The organism is Bowdeniella nasicola (genome assembly GCF_900107735.1).
Taxonomy (GTDB): Bacteria; Actinomycetota; Actinomycetes; order Actinomycetales; family Actinomycetaceae; genus Bowdeniella; species Bowdeniella massiliensis.
Genome location: NZ_FNQV01000019.1, coordinates 1 through 18,250 on the forward strand (window position 1 = coordinate 1; position 18,250 = coordinate 18,250).

16 protein-coding genes and 1 pseudogene are annotated in these 18,250 nt (G+C 65.8%); 1 reads left to right on the forward strand and 16 read right to left on the reverse strand.

Annotated features, from left to right (window positions below; genetic code table 11):
- From BLU67_RS11325 to BLU67_RS11390, 15 genes and pseudogenes are all read right to left on the reverse strand, one after another.
- Positions 1-530 (reverse strand): hypothetical protein (locus tag BLU67_RS11325; protein WP_143027431.1); only part of this gene is annotated, 530 nt, incomplete at its 3' end.
- A gap of 384 nt (positions 531-914) precedes the next feature.
- Positions 915-2,723, reverse strand: coding sequence for a DEAD/DEAH box helicase (locus tag BLU67_RS11330; RefSeq protein ID WP_092566033.1), 1,809 nt, complete (start codon positions 2,721-2,723; stop codon positions 915-917).
- Complete coding sequence (locus BLU67_RS11335) at positions 2,720-3,052, reverse strand: DUF3039 domain-containing protein (RefSeq protein ID WP_092566035.1); 333 nt, start codon at positions 3,050-3,052, stop codon at positions 2,720-2,722. The genes BLU67_RS11330 and BLU67_RS11335 overlap by 4 nt, the downstream gene beginning before the upstream one ends.
- Before the next feature lie 80 nt (positions 3,053-3,132).
- Positions 3,133-3,918 (reverse strand): glucosamine-6-phosphate deaminase, encoded by a 786-nt coding sequence (nagB, locus tag BLU67_RS11340; protein WP_092566037.1) that lies wholly within the window; start codon positions 3,916-3,918, stop codon positions 3,133-3,135.
- Positions 3,919-4,068: 150 nt separating this feature from the next.
- Positions 4,069-4,350: an HU family DNA-binding protein gene (locus BLU67_RS11345; RefSeq protein WP_092566039.1), complete on the reverse strand. Its 282-nt coding sequence runs from the start codon at positions 4,348-4,350 to the stop codon at positions 4,069-4,071.
- 178 nt (positions 4,351-4,528) lie between these two features.
- Positions 4,529-5,254, reverse strand: a complete 726-nt coding sequence (locus tag BLU67_RS11350) for an NADPH-dependent FMN reductase (RefSeq protein WP_092566041.1) — start codon at positions 5,252-5,254, stop codon at positions 4,529-4,531.
- A 9-nt stretch (positions 5,255-5,263) separates the two neighbouring features.
- Positions 5,264-6,155: pseudogene (locus BLU67_RS11355) on the reverse strand (anchored repeat-type ABC transporter permease subunit).
- Positions 6,149-6,835: an anchored repeat-type ABC transporter ATP-binding subunit gene (locus BLU67_RS11360; protein WP_261977112.1), complete on the reverse strand. Its 687-nt coding sequence runs from the start codon at positions 6,833-6,835 to the stop codon at positions 6,149-6,151. Before BLU67_RS11360 ends, BLU67_RS11355 begins: the two are co-directional and overlap by 7 nt.
- Positions 6,836-6,871: 36 nt before the next feature.
- The gene (locus tag BLU67_RS11365) at positions 6,872-7,873 is read right to left on the reverse strand and encodes a choice-of-anchor M domain-containing protein (RefSeq protein ID WP_176780801.1); all 1,002 of its coding nucleotides are present in this window, start codon (positions 7,871-7,873) and stop codon (positions 6,872-6,874) included.
- A complete protein-coding gene (locus BLU67_RS11370) occupies positions 7,870-9,432 on the reverse strand; it encodes an anchored repeat ABC transporter, substrate-binding protein (protein WP_092566047.1) in 1,563 nt (520 codons plus the stop codon). Before BLU67_RS11370 ends, BLU67_RS11365 begins: the two co-directional genes overlap by 4 nt.
- A 12-nt stretch (positions 9,433-9,444) precedes the next feature.
- On the reverse strand, positions 9,445-10,638 hold the full coding sequence (locus BLU67_RS11375; RefSeq protein ID WP_187337933.1) for a TIGR03773 family transporter-associated surface protein: 1,194 nt from the start codon (positions 10,636-10,638) through the stop codon (positions 9,445-9,447).
- Positions 10,635-11,171: a choice-of-anchor M domain-containing protein gene (locus tag BLU67_RS12340; RefSeq protein WP_187337932.1), complete on the reverse strand. Its 537-nt coding sequence runs from the start codon at positions 11,169-11,171 to the stop codon at positions 10,635-10,637. The genes BLU67_RS11375 and BLU67_RS12340 overlap by 4 nt, the downstream gene beginning before the upstream one ends.
- 131 nt (positions 11,172-11,302) lie before the next feature.
- Positions 11,303-12,352, reverse strand: a complete 1,050-nt coding sequence (locus BLU67_RS11380) for a lipoate-protein ligase LplAB (RefSeq protein WP_092566051.1) — start codon at positions 12,350-12,352, stop codon at positions 11,303-11,305.
- A 44-nt stretch (positions 12,353-12,396) separates the two neighbouring features.
- A complete protein-coding gene (locus BLU67_RS11385; protein ID WP_222842493.1) occupies positions 12,397-13,533 on the reverse strand; it encodes a branched-chain amino acid aminotransferase in 1,137 nt (378 codons plus the stop codon).
- Positions 13,534-13,585: 52 nt separating this feature from the next.
- Positions 13,586-15,034 (reverse strand): alanine/glycine:cation symporter family protein, encoded by a 1,449-nt coding sequence (locus tag BLU67_RS11390; RefSeq protein WP_092566055.1) that lies wholly within the window; start codon positions 15,032-15,034, stop codon positions 13,586-13,588.
- A 102-nt stretch (positions 15,035-15,136) separates the two neighbouring features.
- Here BLU67_RS11390 and ilvD point away from each other — a divergent pair, with 102 nt between their 5' ends.
- Complete coding sequence (ilvD, locus tag BLU67_RS11395; protein ID WP_092566057.1) at positions 15,137-17,014, forward strand: dihydroxy-acid dehydratase; 1,878 nt, start codon at positions 15,137-15,139, stop codon at positions 17,012-17,014.
- A gap of 1 nt (position 17,015) precedes the next feature.
- On the opposite strand, the gene BLU67_RS11400 is transcribed toward ilvD, so the two are convergent.
- Positions 17,016-18,200 carry a cobalamin-independent methionine synthase II family protein gene (locus BLU67_RS11400; RefSeq protein ID WP_092566059.1) on the reverse strand — a complete coding sequence of 395 codons (1,185 nt, stop codon included), beginning with the start codon at positions 18,198-18,200 and terminating at the stop codon, positions 17,016-17,018.
- Positions 18,201-18,250: the final 50 nt, after the last annotated feature.

The following is an 18,250-nucleotide window of genomic DNA, read 5'->3' on the forward strand; positions in this document are numbered from 1 at the left end:
CGGAACTCACCCGGTACCGGAGTCTCCGCCTCCTTCAGGAGGGCTGCTTCCACGTGGGGGAACTCGGTCTGGCTGTAGTGGGGCCGCATCTTCTCCAGCGTCTTGACCGCAGTGTTGAGGTTTTCTTGGGAGATCCGGGAAGCAGCGGCAGCTTTCAACACGTTCGGGAACTCAGCCTGAGAGCGCGCGGTGCGGATCTCGCTGGTGGCAGCATTCTTCGGGATGCGGCGTTCTTCAGCGATCACGTCCGCCATGGACAGGCCATCGATCTCGGCCGCACCCGCCCGGTCGGCTGCAGCAATAATCTGCGTCCGCAGTGTGGCCACGGCGTTGTAGGCGCGTTCGATGTTGCGGGCCGCAATCAACTTATGCAGCGCCTCAGGCAGGTCAACACCATTCTCCACCGCCGCGGCAAGGATCCCGATCCCGAGATTCAATAGGTCTTCCGACACGACAGGCGCAGTACCTGCGGCCGGATGGCTGGTGGGCACATCAAAACCAGCCGCCTCGAACAACGACTTCAGTTCCATAATGCGCCTCCCTCCAGCCAATCCGTGAGTGGATGATCTGTGCCTGCTGCGAGTGCTGCAGGCGACTGACCACGATCAAACCAGCACGTCAACACCCGACAATCGAAGACCCACCAGAACGGGAATGCGAGAGGCATCGGGAGGCGGGGTGTGGAAAACGACGGCCAGGCGAACAAGCCCACACCACCGAGCCATGAGGTCAACAGGCCTCAACAATCACGCCCTCGCGCGCGCACGCGCAGGTGCGCGTAGGCAGGTGCGTGGGTACGCGCGTGGGTGCGTGTGTACGCACGTGGGTGCGCGTGAGCGCGCGCGTGTACGTGAGTTGGTGAGGAGGCGCGGGAACAGGGGTGTGCGCAGAGGAGGTGTGAAGTGGAAGGCGGGTTAGGACTTTCCGACGAACCACTTGCGCAGGCGATCAATGCGTGCCTGGATCTGTGCCGTGGTGGCGCGTGCGACCTCGGGTCCGCCGGTCAGGCCCCGCAGCTCGGTATGGATGACGCCGTGCGGCGTTCCGGTGCGCCTCGACCATGCCGATACGAGGCTGGAGAGCTCCTTGCGAGCGGCCGCCCGTCGTCGGTGATCATCGATCCCGGCATTCTGGGCGCGCAATGACTCGGCTTCGCGGTTAGCGGCCTGGGTTTTCAGCTGCTCACTTTGGCGCTGGCGCAACAGCTCGCGGACCTGATCGGGCTCCAGCAAGCCGGGCAGTCCGAGGTATTCCTGCTCCTCGATCGAACCGACTGCGGCGTTGGTGCCGAATTCGCCGCCGTCGAAGAGCACGCGGTCGAAGGTGGCATCGGCGCCGAGAGTTTCAAACTGGCTAAAGAGATCATCGCTCGCGCTCTCGGTGGCGTTCGCCTGGTTGATGAAGGCTTGTTCTTCGACGAAATCGACGTCGACGTTCTCGCTTGGCTTGCGGTCTAGGGCGTGATCGCGTTCCGCTTCCAGCGAGCCGGCGAGCGCCAGCAGGTGTGGGACGGAGGGCAGGAAGACGGAGGCGGTCTCACCGCGTCGGCGGGCGCGGACGAACCGCCCAACGGCCTGGGCGAAGAACAGCGGGGTGGAGGTCGTCGTCGCATAGACCCCGACGGCAAGGCGGGGAACGTCGACGCCTTCGGAGACCATCCGCACGGCTACCATCCAGCGGTCTTCGGAGGCGGCGAAGGCATCGATCTTCTCGCTGGCGCCTGCGTCGTCGGAGAGCACGACGGTGGGATAGCGGCCGGTGATGTGGTGCAAGGTGGCGGCGTAGGCGCGCGCGGCAGTGTGATCGGTGGCGATGACGAGGCCGCCGGCGTCGGGAACGGTGCGGCGGACTTCGGACAGGCGCTGGTCGGCGGCCTGGAGGACTGCGGGGATCCACTGGCCCATGGGGTCGAGTGCGGTTCGCAGGGCTTGGGCGGTCACCGATTTGGCGGATTCTTCCGCGAGATCGGTTTCCATGTCGACGCCGCTGCGGGTGCGCCAGCGCATGGTGCCGCGGTAGGACAGGAAGATGACGGGGCGGACGACGCCGTCTTTGAGTGCGTCGCCGTAGCCGTAGGAGTAGTCCGCGCGCGAGCGGCGGATGCCGTCAGCGTCGCGCGTGTAGGTGACGAAGGGGATGGGTGAGGTATCGGAGCGGAAGGGCGTTCCGGTCAGGGCGAGGCGATGCTTGGCGCGTTCGTAGGCCTCGCGGATGCCGTCGCCCCAGGATAGGGCGTCGCCGCCGTGGTGGATCTCGTCGAGGATGACGAGGGTGTCGCGTTCGGTTGCCAGGACGCGATGAAGGCCGGGCCGGGAGGCGACCTGGGCGTAGGTGACGGCGAGGCCGTCGAACTGGGAGCCGAGGGCGCCCTGGGCGTTGGCGAAGGCGGGATCGAGGCCGATTCCGACGCGGGCCGCGGCGTCGGCCCACTGCGATTTGAGGTGCTCGGTGGGACAGACGACGATGATACGGCGGACGCGCCCGGTGGTGAGGAGTTCCGTCGCAATGCGCAGCGCGAACGTCGTTTTTCCGGCGCCGGGTGTTGCGACAGCGAGGAAGTCGCGCGGAAGTGACGCGAGGTATTTTTCTACTGCCGCTGCCTGCCACGCGCGCAAACTGGCCGCTGTCCCCCACGCTGCCCGGGTCGGGTAGGCGGGCGGGAGGTGTTCAGCGGCGAACAGTGAGGCGGCGTGTGGATCAGGGCGGGTTTCGCCCCGCCTCATGAGTCCGATCCGCGGCCGCGGCCGAACGGCCAGCGGGGGCCGCCCTTGGTCAGTTCCGCGTGGATCTCTTTGCACTTGGGGCACACGGGGTACTTGGACGGGTCTCGGCCCGGGACCCAGACTTTGCCGCACAGGGCGACGACGGGCTTGCCCGTGACCGCCGCGGCGGCCGCCTTGTCTTTGCGTACGTAGTGCGCAAACCGGTCGGCATCGCCGTCGTCGGTGCGGGTTTCTTCTCGCTCAAGCAGCGCCGTGTCCGAGGCACCTTCGGGGGTGGTCGGGGAGCTCGGTTCGGAATGCGGCTGTCCGGCGGCGAGGGAGATCTGCATGGCTCCCACTATAGGCATGAGCCGAGCCGCGACCGAGTGCAACGTGGCCCTGGTCGCGGCTCGATTTTTCTCACAGGCTCTTAGACGCTCTGCCAGGGCAGGCGGTTTTCCCACGCAAAGCGATAGTAGTCCTTCATCTCAAGCTTGCTCGCGGCGGCTTCGTCGATCAGCACCGTGGCGTCGGCGTGGTGCTGCATGATCGTGGCCGGCCAGTGCGCCGAGACGGGGCCCTCGATGAGCTGGGCGATCGCCTCCGCCTTGCCTTCGCCTTCGGCAACGAGGACGAGTTTCTTCGCCTTCATGATGGTGCCAAGGCCCTGGGTGAGGGTGTGGGTTGGGACGCGGGAGATGTCGCCGTCGAAGAAGCGCGCGTTATCTTCGCGGGTCTGGGGCGTCAGGGTCTCCACGTGGGTGCCCTGGCTGAAGGAGGAGCCGGGCTCGTTGAAGGCGATGTGGCCGTCGGTACCGATGCCAAGGATCTGGAAGTCGACGCCGCCCGCGTCTTCGATCATTGTGTCGTAGGCGGGGCCGGCCGCCTGCAGATCGTCGGCGGTGCCGTTGGGTGCGTGCACGCGTCCCTCAGAGAAGTCCACATGCGACTCGATGACGGTGCGGATGACGTTGCGGTAGAGCTCGGGGTGGTCGGCGGGTAGGCCAACGTATTCGTCGAGCTGGAAGCCCCAGGCGTCCTTGAAGGACACCTTACCCTCCTGGTAGGCCTTGATAAGTTCGCGGTAAATGCCAAGTGGCGAGGATCCGGTGGCGAAGCCAAGGACGGCATTCGGTTTGTCGTTGACCAGTCGCACGATCGATTCGGCGACGAGGGAGGCGATGGAATCGCCGTCGGGCTGGACGATGACGCGCATGGGAGTCCTTTTCTCGACAGTGAAATGTCCGGTTCTATCGTAGGCGCACCGCACGTAAGAGTGTCGGGACCATGGACGCAGGACCAGATGGGGGCTAAGACAACAAGGGAGGCTCGAGAAATCTCGAGCCTCCCTTGTGGTGCGAAGGAGTTACTTGGCGACAGCCTTCTTCAGGGCCGAGCCGGCGGTGAGCTTCACGCGGTAGCCAGCCGGAATCTCGATCGGCTCCTTGGTCTGCGGGTTGCGGCCCGAACGGGCGGGGCGATCGACGCGCTCCACCGTCAGCAGGCCGGTGATCTTGACGGCTTCGCCCTTGGAGACGGATTCGATCAGAACATCCTGGAAAGCGGACAGGGCAGCGTTTGCCTGGGCCTTGGACAGGCCGGCGCGCTCGGCGATCTCAGCAACAAGCTCAGTGCGGTTGACGGACATAACATCCCTCTCGTGTACGGTTCCGACACCCGGATAGGTGCCGCTTCACGGCACTTTACGCGGGATTACGGCCCGTTGTCGCGTTAAGACACGCATTTCGCGCGGAAATTTCGCATTTTCCGCTCGGTTTGGTCACTCCAGTCACACTGAGCACTCGAATTGCCCAACACTCGTCGAACTACCGCATCCGCCCGGAACGACGCCATTCTTCGCGGTCATCGCGGGTGGGACGCGGACGGACCTGCGGGATGGAGCCGGAGGGCGGGTTGCCGATGCCCTGCTGGTCGCCGACCGTCTGCTCCGGGGTACGCACGAGATGCATGGCGGCGTCGAGCCGGACGATCGCATCGAGCATCATTTCCGCGGCCTCCACCATGCCGGGCGTCGCGACGAATTCGCCGTCGGGGCCAACTCCCCAGGAGACCTCGCGGCCTTCCCAGCGGTGGGCTTCGCGCCCCGCATAGGGCACGAGGACGTTTTCTCGCGTCACGAACATGTGCAGGGAGTTCAAGACATCGTGCAGGGCTTCCAGTGCGCGCAGGCCACCGGTCATCGATGCACCATAGGAGATGATGCCGGCGGGTTTGAACGCCCATTCCTGGGCGAGGTAATCGATGGCGTTTTTCAGCCGACCGGAGTATCCGCGGTTGTATTCGGGGCTGACGAAGACGAAGGCGTCAAAGCTTGCGATCGTCTCGCTCCAGGCCCGGGTCTCGGCGTGCTCGTAGTGGCCGTAGCGCGGCAGGTAGGGCTCGTCGAAGAAGGGCAGGTCGAGGTCGCGAATGCGGATGATCTCGACGTCAAACGCACGAGTCCGCCGTGCGCATTCGGCAATCCAATCGGCGATCGGGGCGCCGGTGGTCAGTGGTGAGGTGGACGCATCGATGATGGCTAGGCGGATCATACCGCCAGTTTATGGCAGCGCGGCCAGCGTTTGGTGGGCCGTCGGTACTGCTCGTCGGCGGCGTCGCAGCAGGCCGTGGCGAGGGGCGAGCAGCCAGCAGGCGAGGAAGATGCCGGTGGCGATCAAGACGATGACGGCCCCCCGTCGGCAGGTCCAGTGACCACGAGAGGTAGACGCCCACAAACGAGGAGGCCATGCCGATGATGGGTGCGAGGACCATCATGGTGCCGACCTTTTCGGTTAGCAGCCGGGCGGTCGCGGCGGGGGTGACGAGCAGTGCCAAGACGAGGATGTTGCCGATGGTCTGGACGGCGATCACGACGGAGACGGCGACCAGGATATAGAGGAGGAGGTCGAGGGCGAAGACGGGAACGCCGAGCGCGGCGGCGGACTCGCGATCGACGGAGGCCGTCACGAGCTCCTTGTGCAGTGCGGCGAGGGTGGCAACAACGAAGAGCGCGACGACGGCGACGGCGATGAGATCGCTGTCGGTGACGCCCGTGAGCGAGCCGAAGACGAACTGCTGCAAACTTCCGGCATACCCGGGCGAGAACGAGATGATGACGATGCCGAGGGCAAAGGCGCCGGCGAAGAAGATTCCGATGATGGCGTCTTCTTTCACGCGCCGGTTTTGGGCAAAGACGGCGACCGCGATGGCGGTCAGGACGCCGGACGTCGCTCCCCCCACAATGAGCGAGCCCTGCAAGACGAAGGCTGCGGCGAGGCCCGGGAAGACGGCGTGGGCGACCGCGTCGCCGATGAAGGCCATGCCGCGCAAGACGACGTGGGTGCCGACGACGCCCGCCACTAGCGAGGAGACGAGGGCGACGATGAGCGCCTTCGGCAGGAAGGCAAGCATCGGGTTGAATAGGTCGGTGAGGAAGTCTAGCGGGCTCAGCATCGGGTCTCCTGACGTTGCCGGAGTCCGAGGGCGGCGAGCAGCGGCGAGTTTTCGGATACGGCGAAGGCCCGCATCCAGATCTCGGGGTCCGAGAGGTCCCTCGGCGAGCCGTGGGCGATGATCGTGCCAGCAACCATGGCGATGGTGTCGCACGCCGCCATCGCGGCAGGCAGGTCGTGCGTCGTCATCATGATCGCTGTGCCGTCGCCCGTCAGTTCGTGAAATAGGTCGGTTAGGAGTTCTTGGGTGGGCATATCGAGTCCGGTAAAGGGTTCGTCGAGCAGCAGGATCGACGGGTTGGTTGACAGGGCGCGGGCAATCATGACGCGCTGACGCTGGCCGCCGGAAAGCTCCCCGATGGGCCGGTCGGCGAGATCGGCGAGCTTGACCCGGCGCAGCGCGGCGGCGACGGCGCGGTGGTCGGCTAGCCGGGGTTGGCGCAGCCAGCCGATGTGGCGCACGCGGCCCGTCATCACCATGCGCTCGACCGTGATGGGGTAATCCCAGGCGACGTCGTGGCGCTGGGGCACGTAGCCGATGCCGCCGGCCGTGTGGACCTCGCCGCGGTAGGCGATGAGGCCGAGGATCGCGCGGAGCAGGGTGGTCTTGCCGGCACCATTGGGCCCGACGATTCCGTAGAGTTCACCGGCGTTGACGCGAAGCGAGACGCCCTGCAGCACCTCGCGTCCGCCGAGCGCGACCGACAGGTGCGACGGTCACTGCTGCCTCTCCTGCGCTCGCAGCCGCTTCGCTCGCAGCCGCTTCGCTCGCAGTGCGAACAGCGCAGCCAGCGCGCCGATCGCGGCAATGGCGGCGATGACGCCGATGAGGATGGGTGAGGCAAGCGAGCTCGGTGGGGCGGAATCGCTGGCGGTCGAATCGCTAGCGGTCGAATCGCTAGCCGCGGCGGCACTCGCGTCATTCGAGGATTGCTCGGGCGCCGCGCTTTGGGGCGACGGGCTCTGGCTGGCGGCAGATTTCGCGAGGGTGTCCGCAAGACTCACCTCCGAGCCGACGGCGAAGCGCAGGGTGCCGTCGGCGCTGACCTCGGCGCCGTCCTTTGTCTTCGCCGAAATAGTGAAGGACACGAGGTGGACGCCGGGTTCGGTAAAGACCCAGTTGGCGTGGGTGTGGGTGTTCAGGTCGACCCAGAATTTCTGCCCGGCTTCGCCCTGCCCGTTCCACAGTGGCTCGGGCGGGACGTCGAAGGTGCCGGATTCGACGAAGAGGTGGAAGTCGCCCGGTCCGTCGTGGCCCTTAAACGTCATGGTGACGCCGCGGTCCAACAGCTTGACGATGGCCGGATCCTGCGTGTTCCACCCCACCCAGATGACGTCGGGATTCTGGGTTTGGGGCACGACGTATGCCGGTTTGCCGCGCGCGCTACCTAAGAAGGCGTAGCGTTCCTCGTTCGGAATGTCGAGCTTAGCCTTGTCTCTGACGCGCAGGGCGACGTCGCTGAGCTGGCGCCACACCGGCGGCGTCGCGGTATCGTCGCGGATCAGGGCGGTGACGTCCTCCCCGACCAGTTTGGGTCCCATATCGACGTGGCCCGTCGCGAGTTCGACCTGGCCCGTCCCGCTTTGCTCGTCGGCATCCACTCGCTGTTCGAGGGCGGGATCACTCGGTGGCGGCTCCGTCGCGGCATGGGAGGTGGTCACCGTCATCAGGGCGAGCGCCGCGAGCGCGCAGGCCTGGGTGAGGATTCGCGACTTCATGACAGACATTCCTTTAGTTGAGCTGCGTTGTAGCGCATGAGATCGATATAGGTGGGGGCCTCGCCCGTCAGGGCGTCGGACAGGATGGGGCAGACGCGCACGCCGGCATCGCTGGCCAGGGCGGACAGCGTCGAGGAGCGGGCGATGAGGTTCTTTTCCAGGAAGACGGCGGGGACCTGGAGGGTGGCGATCGTTTCGGCGAGCTTGCGGCGCTGCGCGATCGAGGGTTCGACGGCGGGGTTCGGGGTGACGAAGCCCGCGATCTTCAGCCCGTAGGCCTTGGCGAGATAGCCGAAGGCATCGTGCGTCGTAATGAGGTGGCGCTTGGTGCGCGGAATGGAATCGATCGTGCGCTTCATGTGGTCGTCGAGCTCGTCGAGGGAGGCGAGATAGGCGCGCGCCCGGGCGAAATAGACCTCGCGACCGGCCGGATCGGCGTCGGTTAGGGTGTCGCGGATGACCTGGACGTAGGCGCGCACGTTGCGCACGTCGTGCCACAGGTGGGGGTCGATCTCGCCGTGGACGTGGGCGCCGAGGACGGCCTGCGGGAGCTGGTAGACCTGCTCGCCCGGGCGGCCGAGGAAGGAGAATTGCGCGCCGGCCGGGACCTCGGTGAGCGCCTTGGCCGGCACCGAGATGACGGTGGAGGCGAAATCGTGGCGGACCTGGGTATGCTCGCCGCCGCCGCTCGGATCGGCAAAGACATACATCTCGGAGGTGTCGATATCGGCGGTGATATCGGCGTGGCCGGCATCGAGCACCGTCGAGTTTTCGTGGCCGGGCACCGAGTGCGGGTCGACGCCGACGGCGAAGGTAAGGGTGCCTCCGGGGATGGGATAGGGGCGGGAGTCATCGGTGACGGCGAGCTGCGCGGCGACGTCGACCTGGTAAATGCCGGGTTTGGTAAAAACCCAGGACATGTGGGTGTGGGCGTCGATGGGCAGCGTCGCCGTACCGCGAGCGTATCCGTCGCCCGCGTCGAAACCATCGGAGGAATCGGCATAGATGCGCGGTTTGCCGAAGGTTTCGGTGAGGTAGGCGTACATGTGGCCGGGGCCTCGCACGTCGGTGACCTGCAGGCGCACGTCGCTCGTGCGGGTTGCGCCCTTATCGCTGCCGGTGCCGCGCACGCGGATGCCGAGCCAGATGGTATCGAGGCTGACGTGTTCAACGAGCGGGATGACTTCGGCGGCGTACTTGGTGGCGGCTTCGGCCAGCGAGATGTTGGGAACGCCTGGGCGCAGGTTCGCGTCGAGCGTTTTGATGATCGAGTGCTGTTCGAGCATGAGGTAGTTCGACAGCGCGACATCGGCATAGACGACGTCGCGCACGGAGCGCAGCGTCGGTTCAAAGGAGTGCGGATCGGCGCCGTCGGGAACGAGCGAGGTGGCTTTCACCCGCTCGCCCCCGACGTTCTCGACGACATCTCGCGAGATTCCCGTCGTCGTGACGACCTTCAGTGGCGTACCCGCCCGATCTGGCCCGGCCGCCGGCAGGGCTGAGCAACCGGTGAGCCCCAGGCAGGTGGCGAGCAGGAGCGGGATCAGGCGAGTACGCACGGATGAGGGTCCTTAGGCGAAGCGACGACGGGCAGCGAGGGTGAGGGCGCCGGCCAGGCCGAGAGCGCCGGTGACGATGAGCAGCTCGCTGCCGCCCTCGGAGCCGGTCGTCGGGAGGGTGTTCAGGCCTCCGACCTTGGCTCCGGCCGGGAGCTTTGCGATCTGCTCGGGGCTGAGCTCGCAATCCTTACCGTCGGGGGTCTTGCCGACCCACTCCTCGACCGTGGTGGAGGTGCCGGCGGCAGCGGGATCGGCGTTACCGACCGCGAACAGCAGGGTCGTTGCGGCGCTGACCTTCTGGCCGGCGTTCGTCGTTGCGCTCTGGGTGATGCTCACGCGGTAAATCCCGGGGGCGGTGAACACCCAGTTGGGGTGGGCGTGGGTGTTCGCGGGCACCGTGTAGCTCGTCGGGCCGCCGACGTTGTCGAAGACGCGCTGGCCGACGCCCGAGCCGAGCCCGCCGGAGTTAAAGACTGCGAGCTTACCCGGGCCGGTGACGCCGTTCAGCGTCCACGTGACGGGGCCCGTGGTGCCGTTCACGATGCTCGGGTGCATGGTGTTCTGGCCGAGCCAGGGCACACCCGCCTGCTGGGTGGATCCGATGACCCAGACGTTGCTGCCGGGGCTGGCGACAAAGGAGAGTGCTTCCGGGGCGCTCGTGCGAGCGGCGTCGGAGACCTTGAAGACGATCGAGGACGGGTTCACCCACTGGGCCGGCTGCCGGCGATCGTCCTTCAGAGACGCCACAAGCTTGCCGCCCTGCAGCTGGGCGCCGAGGTCGAAGTGCCCTTCGGTCGCGACCTTGAGGCTACCCTTTTCGGTGCGCGTCACCTTGGTGGGGATGCACTGCTCGGTGCTCGGAGCAGGCGCCGGGGAATCCGAGGTCGGCTTGGGGGCCGGCGCCGTCGGCTTTGGAGCTGGCGCGGTGGGCTTCGGCGCCGGGGTCGTCGGCGCGGGAGTCGGGCTCGAGTCAGTCGGCTTCGGCTCGGGCGAGGTCGGGGTCGCTGACGGGTCCGGCGTCGGGGTCGCGGTCGGCTCCGGAGTCGGGGTGGTCGGCTGCGGATCCGGGGTCGGGGTCGGCTCGGGCTTCTTGTCCCCCACCTCGAAGGTGTAGGTCGCCGTGTTGGACTTCTTAACCGTGCCGTCCTTCGTCGCGCCCGATGCCTGAACCGTCAGGGTGTAGGTACCGGGCTTGGAAAGACTCAGTTGGCGTGAGTGTGCGCGGGGTACTTCTGGTCGATCACGCTGCCGGTCTTGAGCTGGTAGCCGCCGTCCTTGAGCAGCGAGGAGACACCGAGCATCGAGGAGGAAAACAGGTGGATGTCGCCAGGACCTGCGACCTTCGTGAATGCGATATCAATCTGCGAGAAACCCGCCGGGCCGCTCTGCACACCCATCGTGTCCCAGCCGGGCCAAATGAGGTTCGGATCCTGCGTCATCGGAAGGAGGTAGCCCGACGGCGAACGCGGGATGGACGAGGGGATGGCGTCGTTAAATGCGGCCTCTTTGACCGTCAGGACGACGTCTTCGGGGGCGTGAGTGACGTGGGATCCGGTGACATCTTCCTTCAAGTTGAGGATGAGTTCACCGTTATTGGCTTGGACATTAAACGCATCGATGTGGCCGGTATCGAACGTGTGTCGCGGCGCGGCGTTGGCAGCGGGCATGACCGCTGCGATCGCGAGGGCGAACACGGATACGAGAGCCAGGACCGACCGATGCCAGGTACTGCGAAGCATCGCGGGGCACTCCTTAGAGCAAAGGGATAGGACGCCCCGACCCTAACGTTATTGATTATGATTATCAACTAAAGGAGGGTCGTGCCGCGAGGCTAGCGTGAGGGCTTAACCGTGCCGAAAGGCCCGCCCTTTTACGGCACCCGGTAGGTCCATTCATCGGAAAGGAACTTCGTCTTGACGAGTTCCTTGGCCTTGTCGAGTTCTTCTTGCCGGTACTCGGATCGCACGGTGTCGTAGCGCCCTTCGAAGTGGGAGATGAAGGCGTCGATGATGGTCTCGCGCGACAGTCCGGTTTGCGAACGCATCGGGTCAACCCGCTTGTTCGCGCTGTGCGTTCCCTTGTCGCTCAGTTTTTCGCGGCCGATGCGAAGCACGTCGAGCATCTTGTTTGCATCGATGTCGTAGGCCATCGTCACGTGGTGCAAGACGACTCCGTTGGCGAAGCGCTTTTGAGCCGCTCCCCCGATCTTGCCTTGGTCTGAGGCGATGTCGTTGAGGGGAACGTAGTGGGCGTTGATTCCGACGTCCGCGAGCGCCCCCATGACCCAGTCATCGAGGTAGGCGTAGGAGCGTTCGAAGCTCAGACCCTCCACGAGGGAGGTCGGCACGACGAGTGAATACGTGATGCAGTTGCCTGCTTCCATGAACATCGCGCCGCCGCCGGAGATGCGGCGCACGACCACCATGTCGTGCTTGGCGAGACCAGCGGCGTCGATTTCGTTTTTCACCGACTGGAAGGAGCCGATGACGACGAGCGGATCGTTCCACTCCCAGATGCGCATGATGGGACCGCGGCGGCCCGCGGCGACCTCGCCGGGCAGGACCTGATCGAGGGCGACGTGCATGGCGGGGTGCATGGGTTGGCCGTGGATGACCTCGAAGGTGTGGTCATACCAGCCGGTAGCCTGACCCAGCGCACGGCGCACGGCGATCGCGACGGCTTCCGTCGAGAAGCCGATCATGGCGACGTCGGGGTGCAGCTCGGTATCCATCCGATGCTGCAGCTCATCGACCGTGGAGCTGGCGGGCATTCCGTTCAGCGCGTTGTTGAGTTCTTCGAGCGCTGAGTCGGGTTCGAGGAAGAAATCTCCTGAAATCTTCACGTTCGCGAGCCGCTCATCGACGATGTCGCAGTCGACCGCGACGAGCTTTCCACCTCTGACTTTGAATTCTCCGCGCATACCTCTAGTTTACTGAGGATTCTGGCGCTGCATATGGCAGGCGGCTAGGAGATGCGGAACATCCAGCCGTGGGTGTCTTCAGCGTCACCCGCTTGGATCGCGGTGAGGCGCTCGTGGATGGACGCGGTCATCTCGCCGAAGGGCACGCTGACGTCGAAATCATCGGAGGCGAGGCGCCCGATGGGGGTGACGACGGCCGCGGTTCCGCAGGCGAAGACCTCGCTGACGGCGCCCGATTCGATGTCCGCGATGAGCTCGGATAGCGGGATCGCTGTTTGCTCGACGGCGATGCCGCCGTCGGCGAGCAACTGGATGATGGCCGAGCGGGTCCCGCCTTCCAGGATTGACCCGGTTAGGCGTGGGGTTGCGACGCGACCGTCAGAGTAGACCACGAAGACATTCATGCCGCCGAGCTCTTCCAGGTTCACTTCGTCGCGGGCGTCGAGGAAACAGACCTGCTCAAAGCCCTTGGCGGCTGCTTCTTGTTGCGGCAGCAGCGAGGAGGCGTAGTTGCCGGCGGTTTTTGCGGCGCCGGTGCCGCCCGGGCCCGCCCGATGATAGGTCCGGCTGACCCAGATCGAGACGGGCGTAAAGCCGTTGGCGAAGTAGGCGCCGACCGGGGAGGCGATGAGAAGGTATTCGAAGCGATGGGAGGGCCGCACCCCGAGGAAGGCCTCGGAGGCGAACATGAAGGGGCGCAGATACAGCGCGCCGGGGAGTTCGGGCACGTAGGCGGCATCGGCGCGCACAAGATCGACGATCGAGCCGAGGAAGTCCTCAACTTCGAGCTGCGGCATGGCCATGCGGCGAGCTGATGCGTTCATCCGAACCGCGTTGAAGCCCGGACGGAAGGTCCACAGCGAGCCGTCCGCGTGCCGGTAGGCCTTCAATCCTTCGAAGATCTCCTGGCCGTAGTGCAACACGGAGGCGGCCGGGGAGAGTGACAGGTCCCCATAATCCTCCAGGCGGCACTCACCCCAGCCGTCTTGCAACCGCCACGTCATGTGGACCATGTGATCGGTAAAGACGGTGCCGAACTTCAGGTCGGCAAGGATCTGGGCGATATCGGCCTCGTTGCGTCCCGGCTTGGTGCTGGCCACCTCGAACCGACCCGCGACGTCATCCGCACGCAAGGTCAGAGCCGCAGCTGCCGTTTCGATCGCGCTTGCCTCATTGGCCATGGATCCGTGTCCTTCCATCTGTTCCTATACCGAACCTTACGCGTATCGCGCCCTAGGCTTCCCGTTCGCCCGGCACCCGCCGGCGCGCGGCCCACACATCCGTTGTCAGGGGGCCGGGCAGGCCCTTGCACTCGGCGGCGATAAAGACCGGCTCGGCGCGGCCCGCTCGCCGCTGGCGCTCGTAATCGCGCAGGATGGCAACGCCCCAGGGCGCGAGTACGATCAGTGCAACGAGGTTGGTGATCGTCATCATGGCCATCGCGATATCGACCGCATTCCACACGACGGCGAGTGTCATGAGGGCACCGATCACGACGGAGGCGACCGAGACGATGCGTACCGCCCACAGCCCGATCGGGCTCGACGTCACGAAGAACATGTTCACTTCGGAGTAGACGTAGGCGGCGATGATCGAAGAAAACGCGAGGACGAAAATCATCACGGCCATGGGCAGCGACGCCCACGAGCCGAGCGCATCGACGACGGCGAGCGTCGTCAGCGTCGCCGGGTTCACGCCTTCGGCGCCCCAGACCTCCGGGCCGGCGACGAGGATGATGAACGCGGTCGCGGTGCACACAATGATGGTGTCGACGAAGACGCCGAGCGACTGGATTAGGCCCTGGCGCACGGGGTGGGCGACGGTGGCCGTCGCGGCGGCGTTCGGGGCCGTGCCCTGGCCCGCCTCGTTGGAAAATAGGCCGCGCTTCGTGCCGTTGATGATCGCGGCGAGGATCCCGCCGCCAAGTCCCCCAACCAGCGGTTCGGGCGAAAACGCGCTGCTAAAGATCATGCCAAGGATGCGCGGGAATTCGCTGATGTGCATCACGACGATGACCGCGGCCATCGCGACGTAGATGAGGGCCATGACGGGCGCCATGATCTCGGTGACACGGGCAACCGAGCGGATTCCGCCCATAATGACGGGCGCGGCAAAGGCGAAGAGCAGCGCCGCGGTGATGAGCGGGTCCGTGCCGGCCGCGGTCATGGTCTCGGCGATGGCGTTGGACTGCACCGTCGTGATGACAAAGGCGCAGGTGATAACCGTGATGACCGCGAAGATCGAGCCGAGCAGCTTGGACTTCATCCCGAGCTGCATATAGTAGGCCGGCCCGCCACGGAAGGTGCCGTCGGGCGCGCGGACCTTAAAGAGCTGGGCGAGGCTCGCCTCGAAAAACGCCGTCGCCATGCCGACCAGCGCCACGATCCACATCCAAAAGATCGCGCCGGGCCCGCCCATAAGGAGGGCTGCCGCTACGCCGAAAACGTTGCCCACCCCGACGCGAGCAGCCAGCGAGATACAAAATGCCTGGAAGGAGGAAATCCCGCCGCGAGCCCCGCCGCGCGAGGAGGCGACGACGCTGACCATGTGCCGAAACAGCCGCACCTGCACCGCGCGGGTGCGCCACGTGAGGTAGATTCCGGCGCCGAGCAGCACCCAGATGGTGCCGTACAGCGTGATGGAGTCGGCCACGAGCAAGATAGCGTCTGCGAGGGGATTCACGCGCCCATCCTGGCAGATGCGTCCGGCACGTGATCGCCGCGGCCGCTAACTGGACGGCGACGTAGACTGCCGTGATACGGCACCGATGGAAAGGACGAGACCATGGCACGGCCCCTGCGCTCACGCACCTCGACTCACGGTCGCAACATGGCGGGCGCGCGCGCCCTGTGGCGCGCCACCGGGATGGGCGATTCCGATTTCGGCAAACCGATCGTCGCGATCGCCAATTCGTTCACCCAGTTCGTGCCCGGACACGTCCACCTCAAAGACATGGGCCAACTCGTGGCCGGCGCCATTGCCGAGGCCGGCGGCGTCGCCAAGGAATTCAACACAATCGCCGTCGACGACGGCATCGCCATGGGCCACGAGGGCATGCTCTATTCGCTGCCGAGCCGTGAGATCATCGCCGACGCCGTCGAGTACATGGTCAACGCCCACTGCGCCGATGCCCTCGTGTGCATCTCCAACTGCGACAAGATCACGCCCGGCATGCTGCTGGCCGCATTGCGACTGAATATCCCGACGGTATTCGTCTCGGGCGGGCCGATGGAGGCCGGCAAGAACATCCCGCCCGACGCGATCATCGGCGGCTCGCAAACGGGGCACGGCAACCTCATCACCGTTATGAATGCGACGGCCGATGACGCGATCAGCGATGACGCCCTGACCGAGATGGAGCGCCTCGCCTGCCCGACGTGCGGTTCCTGCTCCGGCATGTTTACGGCCAATTCGATGAACTGCTTGACCGAGGCGCTCGGGCTTGCGTTGCCGGGTAACGGCTCGACGCTCGCCACCCACATCGCTCGCAAGGACCTCTTCCTGCGCGCCGGCGCCACCGTCATGGACCTCGCGCGCGCCTACTACGACGACGAGGACGATTCCGTGCTGCCGCGCGCGATCGCCACGACCGATGCCTTCCACAACGCGATGGCGCTCGACATGGCGATGGGCGGCTCCTCTAATACCGTCTTGCACCTGCTCGCGGCCGCCGTCGAAGGCGAGATCGACTTCGACCTCGCCGACATCGCCCACCTCGGTGATACCGTCCCGTGCCTGTCGAAGGTCGCGCCGAATCACAACGACTACCACATGGAAGACGTCCACCGCGCCGGAGGTATTCCGGCGCTGCTCGGCGAACTCGATCGCGGCGGCTTCCTGCGCCCCAGCGTGCGCTCGGTCCACTCCCCCGATCTGGCGAGTTGGCTCGCCGATTGGGATATCCGCGGCGGCACCGCCACCGAGCAAGCGCGCGAGCTGTTTTCCGCCGCGCCCGGAAATGTGCGCACCGTCGAGGCCTTTTCCACCGATAACCGCTGGGCGAGCCTGGATACCGACGCGGCGGGCGGCTGCATCCGCGATATCGAGCACGCCTACACCCAAAGCGGCGGCCTGACTGTCCTGCGCGGCAACATCGCACCCGAGGGCGCGATCATCAAGGCCGCGGGCATCGATCCCGAGCTCTTCCACTTCGAAGGCGAGGCCATCGTCGTCGAATCCCAGGACGAGGCGATCGAGAAAATCCTGAACAAAACGGTGCGCGCCGGCCACGTCGTCGTCATCCGCTACGAAGGGCCCGCCGGCGGTCCCGGCATGCAGGAAATGCTCTACCCGACGTCGTTTTTGAAGGGCCGCGGCCTTGGCAAACAGTGCGCGCTCATCACCGACGGCCGCTTCTCCGGCGGCACCTCGGGCATCTCGGTCGGCCACATCTCGCCCGAGGCCGCCGACGGCGGACTCATCGCGCTCATCCGCGACGGCGACCGCATCACGATCGACGTCACCGAGGGGCTGCTGCGCCTGGAGGTCGACGACGCCGAAATCGCGCGGCGCCGCGAGGCCGAAGAATCTCGCGAGCACCCCTATACGCCCGCGACGCGCGAGCGCCACGTCTCGCCCGCACTGCAGCTGTATGCCGCCTGCGCGACGAGCGCTTCCAAGGGCGCGGCCCGCGACGTTTCTCGCGTCACGGGCCGCCGCTAGCCTAGGAGCTCGCCAGGCGCGCGCCTTCGACGAGCGATTCGAGCTTCGCCCACGCGATGTCGCGGTGGATGCGACCGCCCAGGCCGCAGTCCGTGGAGGCGATCACGCGCTCGGGCCCGACGATGCCCGCGAACTTTTCGATCCGTTCGGCGACGAGCTCGGGGTGCTCGACGACGTTCGTAGAGTGCGAGACGACGCCCGGAACAAGGATCTTGTGCTCCGGCAGGTCGATGTCCCGCCAGACCTTCCACTCGTGGGCGTGGCGAACGTTGGCGGCCTCAAAGGAGATCTGGTCGGCGTTGATCTCAAGCACCTTGTCGACGATGTGCTTGAGCTCGATATCCGTCGTGTGCGGGCCGTGCCAGGAGCCCCAGCACAGGTGGATTCGGACCCTGGCCGGGTCGATGCCCTCTAGCGCATGGTTGAGCGTATCGATCCGCAGCTGCAGGAATGAGCGGTAGTCCTCGATGCTCGGCTCGGGGTTGATCTGGTCCCACGCCTCCGCAAGCGAGGGATCATCGAGCTGCAGGATGAGCCCCGCGTCGACGATCGCCCGGTACTCCTCGCGCAGCGCGTCCGCGCAGGCGTACATGTACTCCGCTTCGCTGTCGTAGTACTCGTTTTTCACGCGCGCGGCAGATCCGGGGGCGACGGCCGCGAGGAAGCCGTCGGCGATGTCGTAGCGGTCCATCGCGTGCTTGAGCAGGGCAATGTCGAAGGCCGCTTCCTCGCCGCCCACGTAGGTGATGGGTCCCGTCACGACGGGGTTCTTGTCCGGCAGTTTGCCGACGGTAATGCCGGCCGTCGGGTCGGCGTAGGCGTCCTTGAACTTCGTCCAATCGCGCCGGTCCGGAAACGAGGTCAGCTGCGGGTTGCCGGGCGTGGAGCGCACGGGCTTTTCCGATTCCCAGCGAGCCTCATCGCGCACTTCGATGCCGCCAAGGCGCGTGAAGGAGTAGGCCCACCACGAGCCGTAGTCGACCTTGCCCGTCGTCACGTGGCCGTATTCGCCCTCGTTGACGATATCCAGGCCGATGTCCTGCTGCTTTTTAACAACCTCGTCGACGGCTTCTTGCAGCACCATCTCGAATTCATCGCGGGCTAGCTGCGTCTTCGCCTCGTTGGCGGCGAGCAGTTGATCGGTGCGCGGAAGCGAGCCGACGTGCGTGGTTCGAATTCGAGACATGACACCCTCCTTGGGCCGTGGACACTGCGACGAGTGATCTCGCCGACGCC

Coding starts and splice junctions, on each gene's coding strand:
- BLU67_RS11330 (WP_092566033.1), bottom strand. CDS start 2,723: ATGAGGCGGGGCGAAACCCGCCCTGATCCACACGCCGCCTCACTGTTC.
- BLU67_RS11335 (WP_092566035.1), bottom strand. CDS start 3,052: ATGCAGATCTCCCTCGCCGCCGGACAGCCGCATTCCGAACCGAGCTCC.
- nagB (WP_092566037.1), bottom strand. CDS start 3,918: ATGCGCGTCATCGTCCAGCCCGACGGCGATTCCATCGCCTCCCTCGTC.
- BLU67_RS11345 (WP_092566039.1), bottom strand. CDS start 4,350: ATGTCCGTCAACCGCACTGAGCTTGTTGCTGAGATCGCCGAGCGCGCC.
- BLU67_RS11350 (WP_092566041.1), bottom strand. CDS start 5,254: ATGATCCGCCTAGCCATCATCGATGCGTCCACCTCACCACTGACCACC.
- BLU67_RS11365 (WP_176780801.1), bottom strand. CDS start 7,873: ATGAAGTCGCGAATCCTCACCCAGGCCTGCGCGCTCGCGGCGCTCGCC.
- BLU67_RS12340 (WP_187337932.1), bottom strand. CDS start 11,171: ATGCTTCGCAGTACCTGGCATCGGTCGGTCCTGGCTCTCGTATCCGTG.
- BLU67_RS11380 (WP_092566051.1), bottom strand. CDS start 12,352: ATGCGCGGAGAATTCAAAGTCAGAGGTGGAAAGCTCGTCGCGGTCGAC.
- BLU67_RS11385 (WP_222842493.1), bottom strand. CDS start 13,533: ATGGCCAATGAGGCAAGCGCGATCGAAACGGCAGCTGCGGCTCTGACC.
- ilvD (WP_092566057.1), top strand. CDS start 15,137: ATGGCACGGCCCCTGCGCTCACGCACCTCGACTCACGGTCGCAACATG.
- BLU67_RS11400 (WP_092566059.1), bottom strand. CDS start 18,200: ATGTCTCGAATTCGAACCACGCACGTCGGCTCGCTTCCGCGCACCGAT.